We start from the raw sequence: 20,445 nt of genomic DNA on the forward strand, positions 1-20,445 counted from the left end.
AAATATTGATTCAGCCACTGACAAAATGGTCATCGCCGATGGTAGTGTGGCATTCGCCATGTGGCTCTTTATGAAAGGAACGAGGTCGTCGTCAAGTTTCAATTAGAAAGCCCTGATAGGTTACCCTGTCAGGTTTTTTTTTGGTTCGGAGATTGAACGTCAATTGAATTTCAAGACAGTTCAGTACCGTCCCATAAAGTGGGTCCATAGCAGTTTGCTGTATTTCCAAACTCTAACCAACTTCCTTCCGTGTCTAGTGGATTGTGCTTATCCCAAAGAGATTGTGCTCGTTGTGGTAGCTCATGGAATTTAACATCTAATTCATCACTATCTACATCATAAATACGAACCCACCTAGGATTTTTTTGCAATATATTTCTGTTTACATGGCAGCTTCTTCTACCGAATATTGAATCATGCTACAAGCCACAATGGAAACTTTTGTTCTTCTCCTATTGTAGACATCAGTTTTTCCAATCGTTAAGGTTGTTTAGTACCATCTATTTCTAAAGCTGCTATATCAAAGGTAAATATAGTGAACACTTCATTTTTAGTTAACTGACCATGACGCTTCGCTCCGTTGCAAATAAGGACCGCTCAATATAAAGTTTCTGATTTTACAAGGTGCCTTCTGTGAATTTGTTTAAACATCGCCACTTTATGAAAATCACACCCCCCAATAAATGTGTCTACTACAAGGGTGTTTTTACGCGGTGACATTATCATCGAAACAAACTGAATTTAACGAAAAAGAAGCGCTTTTTAAAGCTTCTGGTAGACGCTTAGGCAATCCCAATCTCCATGCGAGTGATATCTTAGAATAATTCTTCTAGAGCCGTATCCTGACTGTTATTAGCGTTGTGACTGGACTCTTCCGTGTTTGTGTTAACAGGTGATGTGGCAAGACGTACTGGAGGTAAGTTTGCTCTGCGAAACACTTCAAAAATGGCATTCTTTTGACCCGGTAAAGCGCGTTCGCCTGTGTCTGGATCAATACGAACGGTAATTAAACTGGAAGGTTTTTCAATATAGGAGGGCGCAGTATCGGCGAGAGCGACTCGCATGTAGTCGATCCAAGTAGGCAACGAAACAGAGCCACCCCATTCACCGTGACCTAACTCACTTGAGTTGTCAAACCCACTCCACACGGTGGTGACTATGTCGCCATTAAAACCTGAAAACCACGCATCGCGGCCATCGTTGGTGGTACCTGTTTTGCCAGCAATGTCGTCTCTCTTTAATACTTTGGCTCGGCGGCCAGTACCGTATCGTATGACATCGCGCATCATGTCGTAAATAATGTAATTTACGTCAGGGCTTAATACTAATGGTGCGATTTGTCGCTCTTGAGGGCCATTAGGGGTGTCGAATAATCCTATTTGTCTACTGTTTTCGGTTGTTTGTGTGCTGGTTAAAATGTCGTCTATGTTTTGTTCTATTAAAGAGCAGGTGTTGCAAACCGTGATGGGCGCGGCTTGATATAATTCTTCGCCTTCCTTGCCTTCAACTCGATCAATTAAGTAGGGCTCGACTTGATGGCCGCCATTGGAAAGTACCGCATAGCCTTTAGCAATTTGTAAAGGTGAAATGTTGGCACTTCCAAGAGATAAAGAAAGATTGTTGGGAAGCTCTTCAGGAGAGAAACCAAAACGTTTGAGAAATTCTAATGTGGGGCGCACCCCCATTTCGTTTAATATCCTTACAGAGACAATATTTTGAGAGCGATAGAGTGCTTGACGTAATCGAGTTGGGCCATAGAATTTTCCACCATCGTTAGTTGGTCTCCATGCGGTTGCTAAGTTTGGGTCATTAAAAACAACAGGTGCATCGTTGATAATGCTGGCGGCACTGTATCCTTGAGAAAGTGCGCTGGTATAGATAAAAGGTTTAAAGCTTGAACCCGGTTGGCGTTTCGATTGAGTAACTCGATTGAACTTATTCTGAAAGAAGTTTAATCCACCAACTAATGCATGAATAGCGCCGTTCTTACTGTCTAAAGATACTAGAGCACTTTGTACTTTTGGTATTTGAGAGAGTTTCCATGTTAACTTGGGATCGGGTTTTACGTAGATAATGTCACCTTCTACTATGATTTCATTGGCCTTTTTAGGTTTATTTCCCCTTTTGCTGTGATCGATATAAGGCCTAGCCCAACTTAATGCTTCCCATGTAAGTGTGTGTCGTTCACCTGAAGGTAAGCGTATCAATGCAGATTGGTCTTCTAGTTTTAACGTTAAGGCTGGGATCCATTGCCCGACAGAAGGGTAATCCGATAGGGCGGAAATTTGTTCTTCCTGTGTGGCGTCAATTAATTCTGTTTTTGTGTCAACTGAACCACGGTAACCATGGCGTTCATCGTAGGCTGCGAGCCCGTTTTCAATGGCCTTATTGGCGGCTACCTGTTTTTCTGATGAGATCGTTGTGTAGACAGATAAACCTGCTTCGTATAGATCATTGCCAAACGTTTCATAGAGCTCAGATCTCACCATTTCAGCAACATAATTTGCTTCAACGACGGGGGTGACTCCATGGTTTAATGCGGTGATTGAGGACTCAACGGCTTCTTGATAGCTGTCTTTATCAATTTTCCCAAGGGCTAACATACGTTGCAAAATCCAGTTCCTACGGATAAGCGCTCTAGAAGGGTTTGCAATAGGGTTATAGCGAGAAGGTGCTTTTGGTAAGCCTGCTATCATTGCAAGCTGTGCAAGGTTTAGCTCGTCTAACTGTTTTCCATAGTAAACTTGTGCGGCAGCTTGGAAACCATAAGCCCGTTTACCTAAGTAAATTTTGTTCATATACAGTTCTAGTATTTCTTGTTTACTGAGCTCTTGCTCCATTTTTAAGGCAATGAATATTTCAGTGAATTTCCGGGTAAACGTTTGTTCGAATGAGAGAAAATAATTACGAGCTACTTGCATGGTGATGGTACTGCCACCGCCTTGCTTTTCACCTGTGGTAATTAATTGGAATACGGCTCGACCTAAACCAAAAATATCCACGCCTGGGTGCTTGTAAAAGTTGGTGTCTTCCGCAGACAGTACGGCCTCTTCTAATAAATGAGGAATTTCATCGTATGAAATAGGAGTGCGGCGTTTTTCTCCAAATTCACCGATAAGCAATTTGTCTGATGTATAAATTCTTAGCGGGACTTGTAATTCTGTTTCGCGCAGTTGTTCAACGGTTGGAATGTTGTCTTTAACGCTTTGGTAAATGCCGTATGTAATGCCTACGGCAGATAACACGCCGAGCAGGCCAAGAATAAAAAGCACTTTAAAGGTCTTTAACATATCAATTCGACTATCTTGGTGAAAAAGGAAAAAAGCATTATAGCGAATTCTTAGTTATTAATGTGCTTAACTTTTCATCAAATCATGTTATCTTTTTGTAAAAGTGGGATTGAAGGAGCCGTTGGCTTTTTATTGATTCATAGACATTAGAAATTAAAACACAGTTAGAATTTTTTAGTAGCTCAAGGATGAACTATGAAACTTTCGTTTCCTCATGGACTCTTGGTAATATCCGAGTCGAATTTTTGTTTGTATACACCTAACATGCTAGGCCGTAATGTATTTATAGCCACGCCTCTAGACACTCAAACTGATGTTGAGTGTATTGATCAAGAGACATTTGATCCATTGGAAGTTGAAGAAGATGCCTTTACTCACAGCATTGCTTCTTTGAAAAACGAATGGCCAGCGCGTTATCTAGACAAGGGTGGCAACGTTAAAAAGTGGCAAATACTTCTACCTGATCATTGGTTCTCTTTTGTCGAAAAACCTTTACCCCACATCGGCAGTGATTACTTATTGTCTTTGTCCAGTTTATCGATTATTTCTGAAACGATACGTTTGTCTCCTGAACGTCTCTGTTATGGTTATCAATGTGCTGACACACAGTTAGATTTGTTTCATATTTATGGGTGCCCACTCGATTGGTTGAATCGATTGAGTGACATAATGAATGTTGAAATCGTTGGTATATCGCCTTATTCAATGCATTCAAAATACGATCTCCAAGACATACGAATCTTGCCAGTTTTAGAACCCTATCAACCTTTGAAATGGTGGTTGAAAAAGCAAAAAATGCTGGTGAGGCAACTTGCTCTTTTTAGCCTGTTGATTGGTTGTATAGGATTATCGACTCTGTACTGGTTGAACGAGCGCCAAGTGCAATTGATGGGATCAATACAATACCTGAAATCACTGTATCGGCCTCTTAGTCCGCCTTCAAAAATCACCTTGCAGTTTCAACCTTTGCTACTTTCTCTGCCGAACGTTCCTCCTCAAATTAGAATAAATTCTCTTTTCTTTGAGAAAAATACATTAATGCTGGATTTGCATGCTTCAAAACATGAGTTAGAGGCGTTTTTACAAGAGCAACGGCAGCAATGGACATTGTTTGAATGGTCACTTCTGACGTTACCTGGTGTTAATAGGAAGGCTTTGGACGGATCTCGAAATCAAAATAAAAACGAAATAGTACAGGAGGTGATGCATGCAAAAGTTTTGGTCAAACTTCGTTAGTCTGAAAAAAATAGAGCGTGTGTTGTTTAATTCAATATTAAATAGAGCGCCATTGAGTTATGCCAATGTGTTTTTATTTTGTTCATTGCAACTTAGTTTATGGGGAATGATGCTTTACGGTGTTTGGCAAGAAGAAGCTAAGCTTATTGATGGCCAAAAAAACGCGAAAAAATCACTGCAACGTCAGGAGCGTTTACAGGAAGGCAAGTATTTTCCTGAATATTTGGACTCTTTATCTTGGCTGTCGTGGGTATGGCAACAAACACCTTGTGAGACAAAGTCTCTAAAGGGGATAAGCCAGACCATTAAAACGCTCGAGCTTTGTTTAGTAATAGAGGGGAAAGCTAGTCATGAACAATGGCAAACAACTCTTTTGCAATTAGATGAATTTGCACCATTTCGGACCGTTAGTATGCAGTGGGTGAAATTGCATTCTGGAGATTGGGATGGACAATTAAACCTTTTGCCTATTTCCACGGACTCTAATCGCCTTGCTTACAATCTATTCCCTTTTTCATCGTTTTCCTCAATGACGCTTAAAAGCAAAATCCAACTTGTCGGGACGGTAGCGTTTAATCAAGGGTTTAGCAGCTTGTTAATGATTGATAAGCAAACTTTCTCCGTGACTAAGGGGGATTGGTTACCTGATATATTGGCAAGTGTTGCTTTTATTGATGCGACAAAAATTGGGTTACGTTATCTAGATGGCAGTGAAGATGTTGTCTTTCTAAACTCATTACACTCACCAAAGGAAGGGATGAAGCAATGAATATAATGAGAGTAAGCGCAATAAAGTGCTTTGTCGTGTTTTGGTTTGTATTATTGAGCCGTCCTTTGATTGCTTTTGACGTGCAAATTAAAGATAAAGAACTGAGTGAATTTCTTCCTTGGTTGGCCTATGAAACGGGGGAGAGTCTTGTGATGAGTCCTGATATTACTGGTCGTCTCAGTTTGAATTTACATGACACCAATTGGCGGGAGTTTTTACAAACGGTATCAGAGCTGCATAACCTCACACTGACGTGGTCGGGTGAAACGGCGCTCTTGTCCACAAGTTCATCAACCCATAAGGTAACTCAGAAGGTTGGCGATGAAGGCAATGGGGAAGATAGGCAGCGTTGTCATACTCAATTTTGGTCACTAGAGCACGCAAAAGCAGAAGATGTTGGCGGCCATTTGAAAACCTTGTTCCCTCAATCCAGTATCAGTATAGACAGCCGGACAAACTCCCTTATTGTATTAAATTGTCAAAAAAACGATGTTTTTGCGAATGTTGTTAGCTGGTTGGATAGCCCGCTAAGACAAATTGAAATCAGTGCCCGTATTGCGCAAGTTCGAGGCAATGCGCAATCTCAGTTTGGTGTGAATTGGGAGGCTCAAACAGCGAATACCATGATTGAGTCTGGCTTTGGAGGGGCAATTGATTTGGGGGCGTTGGATTCATCGGGTGCGTTTACTTTTGCACTGGCTAAGGGGGAAAAAATATTAGCGCTTACATTGGATCTTTTAGAGAGTGAAGGGCGAGCGAATATTATTTCAGAACCAAAAATCGTTACGGCGGAGGGGCAGGCGGCAAGAATAGAGTCAGGAACCGAGGTGCCTTATCAGACTCGTGAAGACGAAGAGGTAAAAATTGAGTTTAAACAAGCGGGTTTAATGCTAGAAGTCACCCCCTTTGTTAAAGATGGTGATAAGATACAGCTAGATTTAACGATTCATCAAGATGCCGTTGGTGATTTAATTAATGGTATTCCCAGCTTGGAGACCAATCGCATTAGAACTCAGGTCGTTGTAATAGACCAAGAAACCTTGGTTCTAGGTGGCATATTTAGAGATGAAAACTTGGTGAGTGAGAGTAAAGTCCCTTTTTTAGGTGACCTTCCTTTTATAGGTGCTCTCTTTAAAAGACGCATTGAGCGACAAGAAAAAGTTGAATTGCTTGTATTTATAACACCAAAACTGCTACAAATGACAAATAACTAGGCGTAAGCTTAAATCCGCTAAATACCAATATAAAAAAAGACCATGATTATTGCCCCCAATATTATTCTAGTGGGCCCAATGGGTGCTGGAAAGACGACTATAGGTCGATTACTGTCGCAATCTTTAGGTAATGAGTTTTACGACTCAGACCGAGTGATTGAAGAAAACGCTGGGGCTGACATCCCATGGATTTTTGAAAAAGAAGGTGAGGACGGATTTCGTCGCCGTGAGACGCAGGCGCTTTATGAGCTAACGCACGAGATGGATAATCCCATCGTGTTAGCGACAGGTGGTGGTGCTGTCATGCGTGAAGAAAACCGTACCATTTTACACAATGGTGGTTTGGTCGTGTATTTGTATGCAACCGTAAACCAACAGTGGGTGAGAACATCAAAAAGCAATCATCGACCTTTATTGCAAACTGGTAATCCAAAAGTGACGTTGAGCAAACTGTTTGCAGTGCGCAACCCCTTGTATAAAGAAGTTGCTCATATTATTGTCGAAACAGATACTCGTCACCCAAAATCAGTAGCTAAAAAAGTGTGGGATGCTATCGATCAGCATTTAAAATCGGAGGAAGCCTAATACAATGCGTACATTAAACGTTGATCTTGGTGATCGTAGTTACCCTATTTACATAGGGGCTGGTATTCGCAACAAACAATCTTTGTTTAATGATGCGATACAAGGTAAGCAGGTGATGGTTGTTACTAATGACACCGTTGCCCATCTTTATCTTGAAGCCTTCGTTGATATGTTAAAGAATGATTATCATGTAGAAACTTGTATCTTACCTGATGGTGAATCCTTTAAGACACTGGATACTTATCAAATGATTATGACGCGCTTGTTGGAAGCACAACATAATCGAACCACAACGATCATTGCTTTAGGTGGTGGCGTGGTGGGTGATATGGCAGGGTTTGCGGCTGCAACCTATCAACGAGGTGTGCCGTTTATACAGGTACCGACGACATTGCTATCTCAAGTGGACTCTTCTGTCGGTGGGAAAACAGGCGTAAATCATCCGCTTGGTAAAAACATGATCGGAGCGTTTTATCAGCCTCAAGCGGTTATCATTGATACGGAAACATTATCAACTTTACCTGCGCGTGAATTATCCGCTGGTATGGCGGAAGTGATTAAATATGGTTTGATTTGTGATCGTTCTATGTTTGAGTGGTTAGAAGTGAACATGACGGCACTTATGAACTTGGACTCGTCTTTAATTACTGAGGCGATATACCTATCTTGTGCGGCTAAAAGCCAAGTTGTCTCTCAAGATGAGCGCGAAGGAGGGATTCGAGCTATTCTTAATTTAGGTCATACCTTCGGTCATGCGATTGAAACAGAAATGGGATACGGCGTGTGGCTGCATGGCGAGGCAGTTGCTGCTGGCTCTATGTTAGCACTAGACTTATCTTGGAGAATGGGCAATTTAGAGAGCAGTGATTTAGAGCGAAGTGCTGCTCTTTTTAAAGCCGCTAACTTGCCTACCTTACCACCGATAGAAATGACATTAGACTCTTTTGTTGCTCGTATGTCGGTGGATAAAAAAGTGCTTGATGGCAGTTTACGCTTGGTGTTGTTGAATGAATTAGGTGACGCAATGGTGACATCTGATTTTCCATTAGATATTTTTAATGAAACCGTGCTAGATGCATTAGAAGCGGCTAAGTAGGCAGTAATAGATAATTCAGCAGACGATAATAGTATAAGTATGCGGTACGCCGTATTACTTAGAGGGAGACGGAAAACAGGTCATGGCCGAACCAAGCTTTCAATTTGACTTGGAAAGTGCACTGGATCAGCAACCAACTGGCATGCTGAGGGATCCGTTCGGCTCCAGTAATGCACCATACTTTACGACGGAAGTACGCAATCAACAGTTAGCAATGCTTGAGCATTTAAGCCGTTACAGTTCAATGCTGTTGGTTGTCGAAGGGGAGCAAGGTAGCGGTAAAACCTCCTTTATGAAGGAGTTCTCTACACATCAATCTGATGGCGCGGTTATTAGCCATGTGCATGGCTCTATGTTGATGACGGCAGGGCAGCTGCTGAATGCGATTTACTCTGGCTTTGGGGATGAAATAGCGCATCTCAGCCCAGATTCGACTTTTGGCCCCTTGCTTGACTTTTCAGCAGAGCAAGAGCAGTCCGGTCAAGTGGCTTTAGTGATTATCGACAACGCTCAAGAGCTTAATACCGATGCGGTTATTATGCTTTTGGATATGATGTCTGTGTCGAGCGAACATCAAACTATTCCACATGTGTTGGTGTTTAGTGAATACCCTCTTCAAAGAAACTTAGATGCATTCCAAAAAAATCGGTTTGAACAGTTAAGTCATCAACAGGTCTTACAGCCTTTTACACTGGAAGAAACGAAGGCGTATTTATTACATCGAATACGCAGTATCAGTGGTGAAATCAACCTACCTTTTAGTGAAAAGCAGATCCGCACCATTTTTAAAGAATCAAAAGGTTTCCCCGGACGCATTAATGCTAGTGCTCAAGGGCAAATGGGTGTTGGGGTTGAAAGTGCCTCTAGTAGCTCTAAATTTAAATTGAATTTTGCTCAGGGTTTTCCTGCCGTTCACATGGCGCTCTTATCTATTGTTATGTTGGGTATATTAGTTGCAGTGATTTTCAGTGATTCAGACAGCAGTACAGATACTCCTTCCATTAGTACTGCGATCCCTCTTGGGAATGGAGGTTCGTCTCAAGCACCGTCACCAACGATTGCTCGTATAGAAGAAATGCAAAAACGTTTAGGCACTGAAGGTAATCAATTTTCTTTACCGCCCATTCCCAATGATGCCTTGACGATAGAATCTCCAGCAGCAAACAGTCAAACTAATTCATCTAAAGATGGTATTGCTGCGGCACCGATTAAACTGTCTTCAGCTGCACCAATTGCGCCTATTCCTTTGTCCCCTACAATCGTAACAAGTACACCGATTATACAACAAACGGCTTCTCCGACTTTATCTACTAGCACTGTGTCTGAGGTGAAGGCTGCACCAAGTGATCGCTTTGAGAAAACATCGTGGTGGCTGACGCAAAGTCCTAATCGTTATACTTTGCAGCTTTTAGGTACATATAACTTAGAGACTGTGAAAGAGTTTATACGTGATCAAGGCAGTTTGGATGGTTTTAGCTACTTTCAAGCCGTGCATAAAAATAGAGATTGGTTCGTTGTTGTGTACGGTAACTACCGCAATCGAAGTGAAGCCATTGCCGCCGTAGAAACGCTTCCACAAGAGCTACAATCTCTGAATCCATGGGCGCGAAGCGTTCGAGGTATACAGCAAGACATCAGAAAAGCGCAGTAAACGACAGTATTTCATGATTGTTTGCCTTATTTTTATAAAAAGTGAAAAAAACCGTATTTATTATAAAAAGCAGATTCCTCAGTGGAATTTCCTGCTGAGAAAAAATCCTACCATAGATAATCCTCCTATTAGGTTTTTTGAGTGGTTAAAAATTCGCTCAATCAGTCTGAAATAACCAAACGTATGATCTCCCTAATTTGAGCCTTAAAAATTATCAAGGTAAGATTGCAGGCAATTTAGTATCGAAAAATCGGTCAATGTATGTATTTGTTTTTTATTAGTAATAAAGCGACTGATTAAATTTTCGTTTTTTTGTTCTTCTTAGTTATATTGTAGGAGTTGCTGTATGAGTACAGGCCTTTATCGTCCTGGTGAGTTTAAAGACAACTGTGGGTTTGGTTTAATTGCCCATATGGAAGGCACAGCCAGTCATCACCTATTAAAAACGGCAATCGAATCACTTACTAGCATGACCCATCGCGGCGGTATCGCGGCAGATGGTAAAACAGGTGATGGTTGTGGTCTCTTAATCCAGAAACCAGATGGCTTTTTACGAAACGAAGCGATCAATTTGTTTGGCCATACTTTCTCGGATCTTTATGGTGTAGGTATGGTGTTCTTTGATCAAGATGAAGCGCTTGCATCAGAGCAAAGAGATGTTGTCACTAAAAAGCTGGCAGAGCAGGGAGTTAATGTTGTCGGTTGGCGTGAAGTTCCAACCGATTCTGCGTGTTTAGGTCGAATTGCTGAAGAATGTTTACCACGTATCGAACAAGTTTTTATCGACAGTAACCGAATGGATGCGAGAACATTTGCAACGCGTTTATTTGTTGCTCGTCGCCAGTCTGAAATAGCACTTGCTCAATACGAAAACTTTTATGTGTGTTCTTTGTCTGACAAAGTCTTGTCTTACAAAGGTTTGATGATGCCAGTGGATCTGCCTTCTTTCTATAAAGATTTGGGTAATGAAAAGCTGCAAACCGCTATTTGTGTGTTCCATCAACGTTTCTCTACCAATACCTTGCCTAAGTGGCCATTAGCTCAGCCTTTTAGGATGTTGGCTCATAATGGTGAAATTAACACTATCGAAGGTAACCGTAATTGGACATTAGCAAGGGCAAATAAGCTACTTTCTCCTTTGATTCCTGAAGTGCAAAATTTACAACCATTAGTGAACTTAACGGGTTCAGACTCTTCGTCAATGGACAATATGTTGGAAGTGATGGTTATGGGAGGCATGGATATATTCCGTGCAGCACGTTTGATGATTCCGCCAGCGTGGCAGAATGTTGAAAATATGGACCCTGAGTTACGTGCGTTCTATGAATACAACTCTATGCATATGGAACCATGGGATGGGCCTGCTGGTCTTGTGTTATCGGACGGTCGTCATGCCGTTTGTATGTTAGATCGTAATGGCTTGCGTCCTGCTCGTTGGGTTATGACAAAGAATGGTTATCTGACGGTTGCCTCCGAAATAGGCACTTATGGCTATAAACCTTCAGATGTGGTTGCAAAAGGGCGTGTTGGCCCTGGACAAATGCTGGTTGTAGATACTCAGAGCGGCAAGATTATGCATACTCAAGATATCGACAATCGCTTAAAAGTTGCGCATCCATATAAGAAATGGTTGAAGCAAGAAGGGATTCGAATTGAATCTCTATTAGTTGAATCCAAACAAGAGTTTGAACAATTCACGTCAGAGGAAATGCTAACGTATCAAAAAATGTTCCAAGTTAGCTTTGAAGAGAGAGAACAGATTTTCCGCCCTCTTGTTGAAAGTGGCCATGAAGCGGTTGGTTCTATGGGGGACGATACACCGATGGCTGTTATGTCTAGCCAAACTCGCCCGGTTTCCGATTATTTCCGTCAAAAATTTGCTCAGGTGACCAACCCTCCAATTGATCCGTTACGCGAATCTGTTGTGATGTCTCTTGAAACCTGTATTGGAGTGGAAAGAAACTTATTTGAGGAGACTCCAAAACATGCGAACCGAATTATCTTATCGTCGCCGATTTTATCTCCTCGTAAATATAGCCGCCTACTTGCCCTTGATGACTATCGTTTCCGTTTGGTTCGTTTAAATACCAACTATAATCCAGAGGAAGTGGATTTAGAGCAAGCGATTAAAAACCTGCAAATAAGTGCCGAAGAAGTTGTTCGTAATGGTGCGGTTATTGTCGTGTTAACGGATCGCGATATTGAAAAAGGGTTTTTGCCGATTCCAGCACCGATGGCAACCGGTGCTGTGCATTACCATTTATCGACAATTGGTTTGCGTTGCGATTCTAATATCGTCGTTGATACGGGTTTCGCTCGTGATCCTCATCAGTTTGCCGTCTTACTTGGCTTTGGTGCAACCGCTGTTTACCCTTATTTAAGCTATCGATTAATCAATGACATGATCGAAAAAGGGGAAGTACTGGGTGATCCGATTGTATGCCACAGTAAATACCGTAAAGGCATTAACAAAGGGCTTATGAAAATTCTCTCTAAAATGGGAATTTCAACCGTTGCTTCTTATCGCGGTGCACAGCTTTTTGAAGCCATTGGATTGTCTGAATCTGTTATTGATCTTTGCTTTAAAGGTGTGGCGAGTCGTATTAAAGGTGCATGCTTTGAAGACTTCCAAAAAGAGCAAGAGAAGGTGGCAAATTACGCATGGAAACTGCGTAAGCCTATCCAACAAGGTGGGTATTTAAAATATGTGCATGATGCGGAATACCATGCGTTTAACCCTGATGTGGTGCGTAATCTTCAAAAGTCAGTTTCTAGTGGTAAATTTGAAGACTTTGCTGTGTACACAGATCTTGTTAATACACGTCCTGCGTCAATGCTCCGAGATCTATTTGGTATCTCTGACAAGGCAACGCCAATTGCGTTGGATGAGGTAGAGCCAGTCTCTTCTATTTTGTCTCGTTTTGACTCGGCGGGCATGTCTTTGGGGGCCTTGTCTCCAGAAGCACATGAAGCCTTAGCGCAAGCAATGAATGAATTAGGCTGTCGTTCTAACTCTGGGGAAGGTGGTGAAGATCCTGCTCGTCACGGAACAGAGAAGCGCTCTAAAATCAAACAAATTGCGTCGGGTCGATTTGGTGTAACCCCTGAGTACTTAGTGAATGCAGAAGTATTGCAAATTAAAGTCGCTCAAGGTGCCAAACCGGGGGAAGGTGGGCAACTACCGGGTGGTAAGGTAAACAGTTTAATCGCAAGGTTACGTTATTCTGTGCCGGGTGTGACATTGATTTCGCCTCCACCGCATCATGATATTTATTCTATCGAAGATTTAGCCCAGTTGATTTTTGATTTAAAACAAGTCAACCCTGACGCGTTAGTGTCGGTTAAATTAGTATCAGAGCCAGGTGTTGGCACCATTGCCGCGGGTGTTGCTAAAGCATACGCTGATTTAATTACCATTTCTGGTTATGACGGTGGTACCGCAGCGTCTCCAATTACCTCTATTCGTCATGCTGGTTCCCCATGGGAATTGGGTCTTGCTGAGGCACAACAGGCATTGCGTGCCAATGACCTACGTGGAAAAATTCGCTTACAAACAGACGGTGGATTGAAAACTGGTCTTGATGTTGTGAAAGCCGCTATCTTAGGTGCAGAAAGCTTTGGTTTTGGTACAACACCAATGATTGCTATGGGCTGTAAGTTCCTACGTATTTGTCATTTAAATAACTGTGCGACGGGTGTTGCGACACAAGATCAACATTTGCGTGATGACTTTTTCCTTGGCACCGTAGCTATGATTAAGAATTTCTTCATGTTTATGGCTCAAGACACTCGTGAATGGTTGGCGAAACTGGGTGTATCTAGCCTCGGTGAGCTAATTGGGCGTGTGGACTTATTAACACTATTACCTGGGGAAACGGATAAGCAAGCTGGCTTAGACCTTTCCCCTATTCTAAATAACGATGCGATTCCTGCGGATAAACCTCAGTTTTGTGAAGTGCCTTTTAATCCGCCACATGATAAGGGGCTGATGGCTCTAAAAATGTGGGATGCAGTGAAAAATGCTGTAGAAGAAAAAGAAGGCGGTGAATTTGAATTTACTGTGACAAATTGTGATCGTTCTATTGGTGCCCGCCTGTCGGGTGAGATTGCTAAACGATATGGCAATCAAGGAATGAATGATGCGCCCATTACGTTGCGTGTAAAAGGTACGGCAGGTCAGAGTTTTGGTGTGTGGAATGCTGGTGGTTTGAATATGTACCTTGAAGGCGATGCCAATGATTACGTTGGTAAAGGCATGACGGCTGGGAAATTGGTAATTTACCCTCCAGAAGGGTCCGTATTTAAGTCTCAAGACAGTGCCATTGTTGGTAATACATGCTTATACGGTGCGACAGGCGGTAAGCTATTTGTAGCGGGCACAGCAGGAGAGCGTTTCGCCGTTCGTAACTCTGGAACGCATGCGGTTGTTGAAGGTGCTGGAGACCATTGTTGTGAATACATGACAGGTGGCTCAATCACCATACTCGGTGCAACGGGATATAATTTCGGTGCGGGTATGACGGGTGGCTTTGCGTATGTGTTAGATATGGATCGAACGTTTGTAGACAGATATAACCATGAACTGGTTGAAATACACCGCATAGGAACAGAAACGACAGAAGACTATCGTTCTCATTTACGCAGTGTTATTGAAGAACATGTTAAAGAAACGAACAGTGAATGGGGGCGCGAGCTTCTAGAGAACTTCTACGATTACATTGGTAAGTTTTGGCTTGTGAAACCGAAAGCAGCAAGCTTAAGTAACTTATTAGCCAATACTCGTCAGCGTCCAGAATAAGAGACTTTGATTTATTTACAGGGGCTGATAATCGCCTCTGTAATACACGATTTTTATGTTTAGCAAGATGACATTATAGTTTATGTCTTCAGAGGAGTTAGCCGCTTATGTCTGAGCGCTTGAATAACGCATTTCAATTTGTAGAGGTCGATCGTAAAGACCCTAAGAAAAAACCTCTTATTACCCGTAAAGGGCAGTTTGTTGAGATTTATAAACCCTTTGCTGAAGAAGTTGCAAAAGACCAATCTCATCGTTGTCTAGAATGCGGTAATCCTTACTGTGAATGGAAATGCCCCGTTCACAATTACATTCCTAATTGGTTAAAGCTGGTGAGTGAAGGCAACCTTCTAGAAGCAGCGGAATTGAGCCATCAAACGAACTCCCTGCCTGAAGTCTGTGGTCGCGTATGTCCACAAGATCGCCTATGTGAAGGTGCTTGTACACTGGGTGAAGGTGGCTTCGGCGCTGTCACCATTGGTTCTGTTGAGAAATACATCACTGATACGGCGTTTGCTTTAGGGTGGCGGCCAGATATGTCAAAAGTTGTGCCTGTTGATAAAACGGTTGCGATTGTGGGTGCGGGGCCTGCAGGCCTTGCATGTGCCGACGTTCTTGTTCGTAATGGTGTTAAGCCTGTTGTATTTGATCGTAATCCTGAAATCGGCGGCTTATTAACGTTTGGCATTCCAGAGTTTAAACTTGAAAAATCCGTGATGACACGTCGTCGTGAAGTGTTTGAAGAAATGGGTGTGGAGTTCGTTCTTGGAACATCGGTTGGTGATGATGTGCCATTTGATCACCTTTTGGAAGAATACGATGCTGTTTTCCTAGGTATGGGAACGTACAAAGCCATGAGAGGTGGTTTTCCGGGTGAAGAGCTTCCTGGCGTATACGAAGCGCTGGATTACCTTGTTTCTAACGTCAATCACTGCCAAGGTTATGCAGAAGACGAAGACGATTACATCAACTTAAAAGGCAAACAAGTTATTGTTCTGGGTGGTGGGGATACTGCAATGGATTGTAATCGTACTGCCATTCGTCAAGGTGTGAAATCGGTCTCTTGTGTTTATCGACGAGATGAAGAAAACATGCCCGGCTCTCGTCGTGAAGTAAAAAATGCTCGTGAAGAAGGCGTGCAATTTCTTTTTAATCGGCAACCAGTAGAAATCGTAGGCAAAGATAAAGTTGAAGGCATTAAAGTTGTTGAAACGGTTATGGGCGAGCCTGATGCTAATGGTCGTCGTAGAGCGGAAATCGTTGAAGGAAGCGAGCAAATGATTCCTGCTGACGCTATTTTGGTTGCATTTGGTTTCCAAGCAAGTCCGTCTCCTTGGTTTGAAAAATTTAATATTAATGTCGATGCTTATGGGCGTGTTGTGGCTCCCAAAAATGGCAAGTTTATGTATCAAACAACCAATGAAAAAATCTTTGCTGGTGGTGATATGGTCAGAGGCTCTGACTTAGTTGTAACTGCAATTGATGAAGGTCGCAAGGCAGCGGAAGGTATCATGGATTACCTTGATGTGTAGAATTTAATGCTACTTTGTAACTATGGTTACGCTTATTTCCTAGAAAAAATGTAAAAGTAGAAAAACAAATTAAGACAGCGGCTTAGGGCGCTGTTTTTTTGTTTTTAGATATTATAGATTTACGCTATAGAGATGCTAATTAATTTAAAACGACAAAATGTAGTGTAATTTATTGTCATCTGAAACCTTGCTAGAGTAGAGACGTGATATTACCTCCTATAACTTACTGTTATATTCTCTAATGAATAAAGTCTCGGATAGAACTGTTCAGGAAGCGAGTGCGGCAGAAGAGCAATTCAGTGTGTCTATTAAAATTCAAAACAACATGTTACAGATTCAGAACGGTGTGCAAGTGAATTTAGAGTCTTCTTAATGCTTATCTAAAAAGGTTTATTATTGAAAAGCCGCGTTTCTTTTTTAGCGAAACGCGGCTTTATTTTTTATCGTGCTGCTACGCCTCTTTTATTTACCTGTATACTGATGACGGCTTTTTATCGACTGCGTTAGACAAGCCAATAAGTTGTAAGCTCTCTTCCGCAAAACCCGTTCCTGCTTCCGTATAAAAGTTAAAGACATTGTCGATACCTGATGAAAGGAGCTCGTTGCGCTCATCTTGATATCGAGCAATGGCTGCTATTTTTCCTGTATAGCCTGATTTCCGTAGCTGTAATGTAACACTGCTGCTGTCTTCAATTGTTGGTAGCGCTAATAGCACTAACTCAATGTTACTTGTATCCATTTTTTCCCAAAAGTCAGCATCTTCACCGTCACCAAAAAAGACATTATCACCATTATTGGTCATTTTCTGAATGCGTATTTTGTCTGCGTCCATGCCTGCGACTTGTTGGTTTAATGTTTGATGTAGTACCTCAAATGCACCTCGGCCAACACGACCAAGGCCAATTACTAGAATTCTTATGCCTTTTGGTTGAGCCAAATTGTCTTCGTCTAAACAGTCTGTTGACTCGTAGTGTTTGATTTTAGTTTTGTGCTGTAAGTAAAGTTTATGGGCGTTCTTATAGAGTAAGCTGGTAACAACAAAAGAAATGGACACTGAGAGGGCCAAAATGACTAGCCATTCTTTACTTAACCAACCGTTGTCTACACTAAGAGCCGTGACAATAAGGCCAAATTCACTGTAATTTGACATGGATAATGCCGTTAGAAATGCGGTTCTTCCTCGTAATCGTAAGCGAGTAAAAATAAGAAAGAAGAGACAAAATTTGAAAATCAAAAATACGCTTAAAATAACGGATATACCTAACATGTTTAGTGTTGGTAATGCGGTAAATCCTATTGATAAGAAAAATCCAATTAAAAAAATGTCTTTAAAGTTCATTAACGCTTTATTTAGCTCGGATGCTTTTGAATGGGAGGCTAATAAAATTCCCATGATGAGTGCTCCTAGATCCCCTTTGACACCGACCAGGTAAAACAGTTCATAACCCCCAAATGCAAAGAATAAACCCGCTAACGGGAGCATTTCACCGTGACCTACCCGTGTGAGTAAATTAGCTAAGAAAGGTTTTAAAAAGAGTAATCCAAATAGTAAAATAGCCCAAAGTGTCGGTATTTTACCTGTAGCGAAAACCAAAAACACCACGGCAACAATATCTTGCATGACCAGTACACCAAGTGCAATTTGACCATGGCGGGTTTTCATTTCCCCTGCGTCCTCGAATAATTTCATCACACAGACTGTGCTACTAAAGCTCAGGGCAAAAGCAATAACAAGGGCCGTCGTAAAATCAAGATCGCTGAAGTAAGGCAGGTTTAATGCCACTAAGAATAACGTGCATGATGCAACTACAAGGCTCCAGAGAACTTTATGGGATAACGCGCTCACCCAAACTTCAGGTTTGAGTAAATCTCTTACATGCAGCTTCAATCCAATGCAAAATAGCATCAATGTGATGCCAACATTGGCGAGAGTGCCCAAAGACGCTGATGGCTCGACTCCTAGATAATTAAGGAAAAAGCCTGCGATTAAGAAGCCAATCAAAGGCGGCATATTGATTATTCTCATGCTTAAGCCGCAAATAAAAGCACACAATACCCAAATAAACTCCATTAATGCTCTCTATCAAAAAAGTGAGTGGTACGTTAAGGAAGGTGCGAATAAGTCCTCTTGTCTCAGTAGACTTATTCTCACCTTCCTTAATAATAAACTATCTTTATAACGAATAAGGGGCATCTAAATCAAAGAAAAAGAGAAAAGTGTTAGAAATCGTGAAATTCAAAATCAAAAAAGCCAAGTAATAAATACTTGGCTTTTTGTGCGTAATAATTGTGTGTATCAGAACGTATTTTTATACTTTAAATTTGTCCAAGGCATTCGACTGCTGGTTGGTAAGGTCAACCATTGTGTTACATAGGGCTTCTTGATTCTTCGCGCTTTCAGAAACGGATTGGCTAATGTCACGAATGTTTGTGGTGTTGCGGTTAATCTCATTTGAGGTTGCGCTTTGTTCTTCAGCGGCCGTTGCTATCTGAACATTCATGTTATTGATTTCAACAATGCTTTCTCTAATGGCGTTCAGCGAAACACTGGCTTCATCCGCAACGGACTGAGTGGCATTGGCGTTTTCACGGCTTTGTAAAATAACCTCTTCCGCATTACGTACACCGACTTGTAACTGATTGATCATTTTTTGAATTTGTTCAGTCGATTCTTGAGTTTTGGATGCTAATGTTCGAACTTCATCCGCTACTACTGCAAAACCACGGCCTTGTTCACCTGCTCGTGCGGCCTCGATTGCTGCGTTTAGTGCTAGCAAGTTAGTTTGATCTGCAATATCAGTAATAACCGTTAAGATGGATTCTATATTGTTACTGTAATTAACCAACTCATTAATTGTGCTAACGACACCGCCCATTTGATCCGTTAATTCAATAATAGATGTGGTAGTACGATTAACAATGTTAACCCCTTCTTGCGCTGCGATATCGGCTTTATTTGCTCTATCTGCGGCTGTTTGTGCACTATCAGCCACATCATGAGCGGTTGCTGACATCTGATGCATGGCAGTCGCTAACTGATCCAATTCGCTCAGTTGTATTTGCAACTCTGATGCAGAGTGAGCAGAAGAAGATTCGGTTTTATCCGTATTAATACGAACTTCTGATGAAAGAGATTTAATTTCTACGATCAATTTTTGTAAGTAATCAATAAAGGTGTTGAAGTCGGCTGACACTTCGCCAAATTCATCATTACTCACAATCTCTAAACGCTTGGTTAAATCACCATCGCCACTGTTAATTTTTTGTAGTGATTCACGCAAAGCTTGCAGTGGTTGTAACAGTCGAACAGCCAAAAAATATAAAATGATTGAACAAACTAGAGCTGAGATAAGTGTGCTAAATAGTGCGGTCCAACCAAAATCGCTCACATCTTTTAATACTTTGGATTTGTCTAAAACCACACCAATATACCAGTCGGTACCATATAGATTTGGCAAAGGGTTATAAGACGTAAAAACCTCTGTACCATCTAATAACTTATTTTCTATTAAGTTAGATGAAAAAGCCGGTTTCCCGCCTTGAATAAGGTCTGTAATAGGTTTGCTGTTTAAATCACCATTAGGGTGAGTAACGATGGTGCCATTTTTGTCTAATAAAAAGGCATAACCTGCGCCGTTGAAGTTTAAAGTATTAACCGCTTCTGAAATTTCTTTAAGGCTGAGGTCGCCTGCGATGACACCTTTGAACGTCCCTTTATCTGTAATATTAGCAACAACGGAAATAATGATTTCCCCTGTGTTATAGTCGGCATAGGGGTCAGTGAAAACGGCTCTATTATGTTTTTGCGCTATTGGATACCAAGGGCGCTTACGAGCGTCCCATCCCTCTGATGGTGTCCATGTTGTGCTGTTGGTTATCGCTTTTCCATCAGTATCAAGACCGCCGAAAAGCACTAAAAATTCTTTATTATAAATGGGGGTGTTGAATGTATTTAAGATGTTTTCTCTGCTAAAGTCTGCGTCGATAGTCTGAGCAATAGCATCAAACGAGGTTAATTTACTGTTGAGCCAGTTGTTAATTTGTAAAGCAAGAGACGTACTTGTTTCTTGAGTACTTGTTGATGTTTTTTCAAAAAATGCAGTTTTTACACTATTGTATTGCATCCACGAATACAGAGAAAACATAACGACAACGACAAGCGAGGCGCACAAAGCGACTCTGTGAGATACTCTCATAATAAAAACACCATTTCTGTAAATATAATTTAAATAAAAGTACTGTTTATTCTTAGCGTATTTTAATTGAGTAAAAAGGGA

The 20,445-nt window shown here is 41.5% G+C and carries 13 protein-coding genes; 9 read left to right on the top strand and 4 right to left on the bottom strand.

The genetic code is table 11. From position 1 onward, the window contains the following. Positions 1–170: 170 nt before the first annotated feature. Both ACMUMJ_RS15145 and ACMUMJ_RS15150 read right to left on the bottom strand, forming a co-directional pair. Complete coding sequence (locus ACMUMJ_RS15145; protein ID WP_414679688.1) at positions 171–371, bottom strand: hypothetical protein; 201 nt, start codon at positions 369–371, stop codon at positions 171–173. 444 nt (positions 372–815) lie between these two features. After that, positions 816–3,290 (bottom strand): penicillin-binding protein 1A, encoded by a 2,475-nt coding sequence (locus ACMUMJ_RS15150; protein ID WP_414679689.1) that lies wholly within the window; start codon positions 3,288–3,290, stop codon positions 816–818. Positions 3,291–3,485: 195 nt separating this feature from the next. On the opposite strand from ACMUMJ_RS15150, the gene ACMUMJ_RS15155 reads away from it, so the two are divergent. The 9 genes from ACMUMJ_RS15155 to ACMUMJ_RS15195 all read left to right on the top strand — a co-directional run bounded on the left by ACMUMJ_RS15155 (position 3,486) and on the right by ACMUMJ_RS15195 (position 16,541). Further along, positions 3,486–4,526: a hypothetical protein gene (locus tag ACMUMJ_RS15155; RefSeq protein ID WP_414679690.1), complete on the top strand. Its 1,041-nt coding sequence runs from the start codon at positions 3,486–3,488 to the stop codon at positions 4,524–4,526. Further along, complete coding sequence (locus ACMUMJ_RS15160) at positions 4,498–5,295, top strand: hypothetical protein (RefSeq protein ID WP_414679691.1); 798 nt, start codon at positions 4,498–4,500, stop codon at positions 5,293–5,295. Before ACMUMJ_RS15155 ends, ACMUMJ_RS15160 begins: the two co-directional genes overlap by 29 nt. Then, positions 5,292–6,509, top strand: a complete 1,218-nt coding sequence (locus ACMUMJ_RS15165) for a secretin GspD/PilQ domain-containing protein (RefSeq protein ID WP_414679692.1) — start codon at positions 5,292–5,294, stop codon at positions 6,507–6,509. The genes ACMUMJ_RS15160 and ACMUMJ_RS15165 overlap by 4 nt, the downstream gene beginning before the upstream one ends. A 42-nt stretch (positions 6,510–6,551) precedes the next feature. Beyond that, the gene (gene aroK / locus ACMUMJ_RS15170) at positions 6,552–7,094 is read left to right on the top strand and encodes a shikimate kinase AroK (RefSeq protein ID WP_414679693.1); all 543 of its coding nucleotides are present in this window, start codon (positions 6,552–6,554) and stop codon (positions 7,092–7,094) included. 4 nt (positions 7,095–7,098) lie between these two features. Next, the gene (gene aroB, locus ACMUMJ_RS15175; RefSeq protein ID WP_414679694.1) at positions 7,099–8,190 is read left to right on the top strand and encodes a 3-dehydroquinate synthase; all 1,092 of its coding nucleotides are present in this window, start codon (positions 7,099–7,101) and stop codon (positions 8,188–8,190) included. 82 nt (positions 8,191–8,272) lie between these two features. Beyond that, positions 8,273–9,841, top strand: a complete 1,569-nt coding sequence (locus tag ACMUMJ_RS15180) for an SPOR domain-containing protein (protein ID WP_414679695.1) — start codon at positions 8,273–8,275, stop codon at positions 9,839–9,841. 346 nt (positions 9,842–10,187) lie between these two features. Next, on the top strand, positions 10,188–14,639 hold the full coding sequence (gene gltB / locus ACMUMJ_RS15185; RefSeq protein WP_414679696.1) for a glutamate synthase large subunit: 4,452 nt from the start codon (positions 10,188–10,190) through the stop codon (positions 14,637–14,639). A 107-nt stretch (positions 14,640–14,746) separates the two neighbouring features. Beyond that, entirely contained in the window at positions 14,747–16,168 is a 1,422-nt protein-coding gene (locus ACMUMJ_RS15190) for a glutamate synthase small subunit GltD family protein (protein WP_414679697.1), read from the top strand. A 241-nt stretch (positions 16,169–16,409) separates the two neighbouring features. After that, positions 16,410–16,541 carry a hypothetical protein gene (locus tag ACMUMJ_RS15195; RefSeq protein ID WP_414679698.1) on the top strand — a complete coding sequence of 44 codons (132 nt, stop codon included), beginning with the start codon at positions 16,410–16,412 and terminating at the stop codon, positions 16,539–16,541. A gap of 93 nt (positions 16,542–16,634) precedes the next feature. Here ACMUMJ_RS15195 and ACMUMJ_RS15200 read toward each other — a convergent pair whose 3' ends face one another. Continuing rightward, positions 16,635–18,239 carry a cation:proton antiporter domain-containing protein gene (locus tag ACMUMJ_RS15200; protein ID WP_414679699.1) on the bottom strand — a complete coding sequence of 535 codons (1,605 nt, stop codon included), beginning with the start codon at positions 18,237–18,239 and terminating at the stop codon, positions 16,635–16,637. 238 nt (positions 18,240–18,477) lie between these two features. Then, a complete protein-coding gene (locus tag ACMUMJ_RS15205) occupies positions 18,478–20,364 on the bottom strand; it encodes a methyl-accepting chemotaxis protein (RefSeq protein ID WP_414679700.1) in 1,887 nt (628 codons plus the stop codon). Positions 20,365–20,445: the final 81 nt, after the last annotated feature.

The sequence above is a fragment of the Marinomonas phycocola genome, assembly GCF_047525455.1.
In the GTDB taxonomy this organism is placed as follows: Bacteria; Pseudomonadota; Gammaproteobacteria; order Pseudomonadales; family Marinomonadaceae; genus Marinomonas.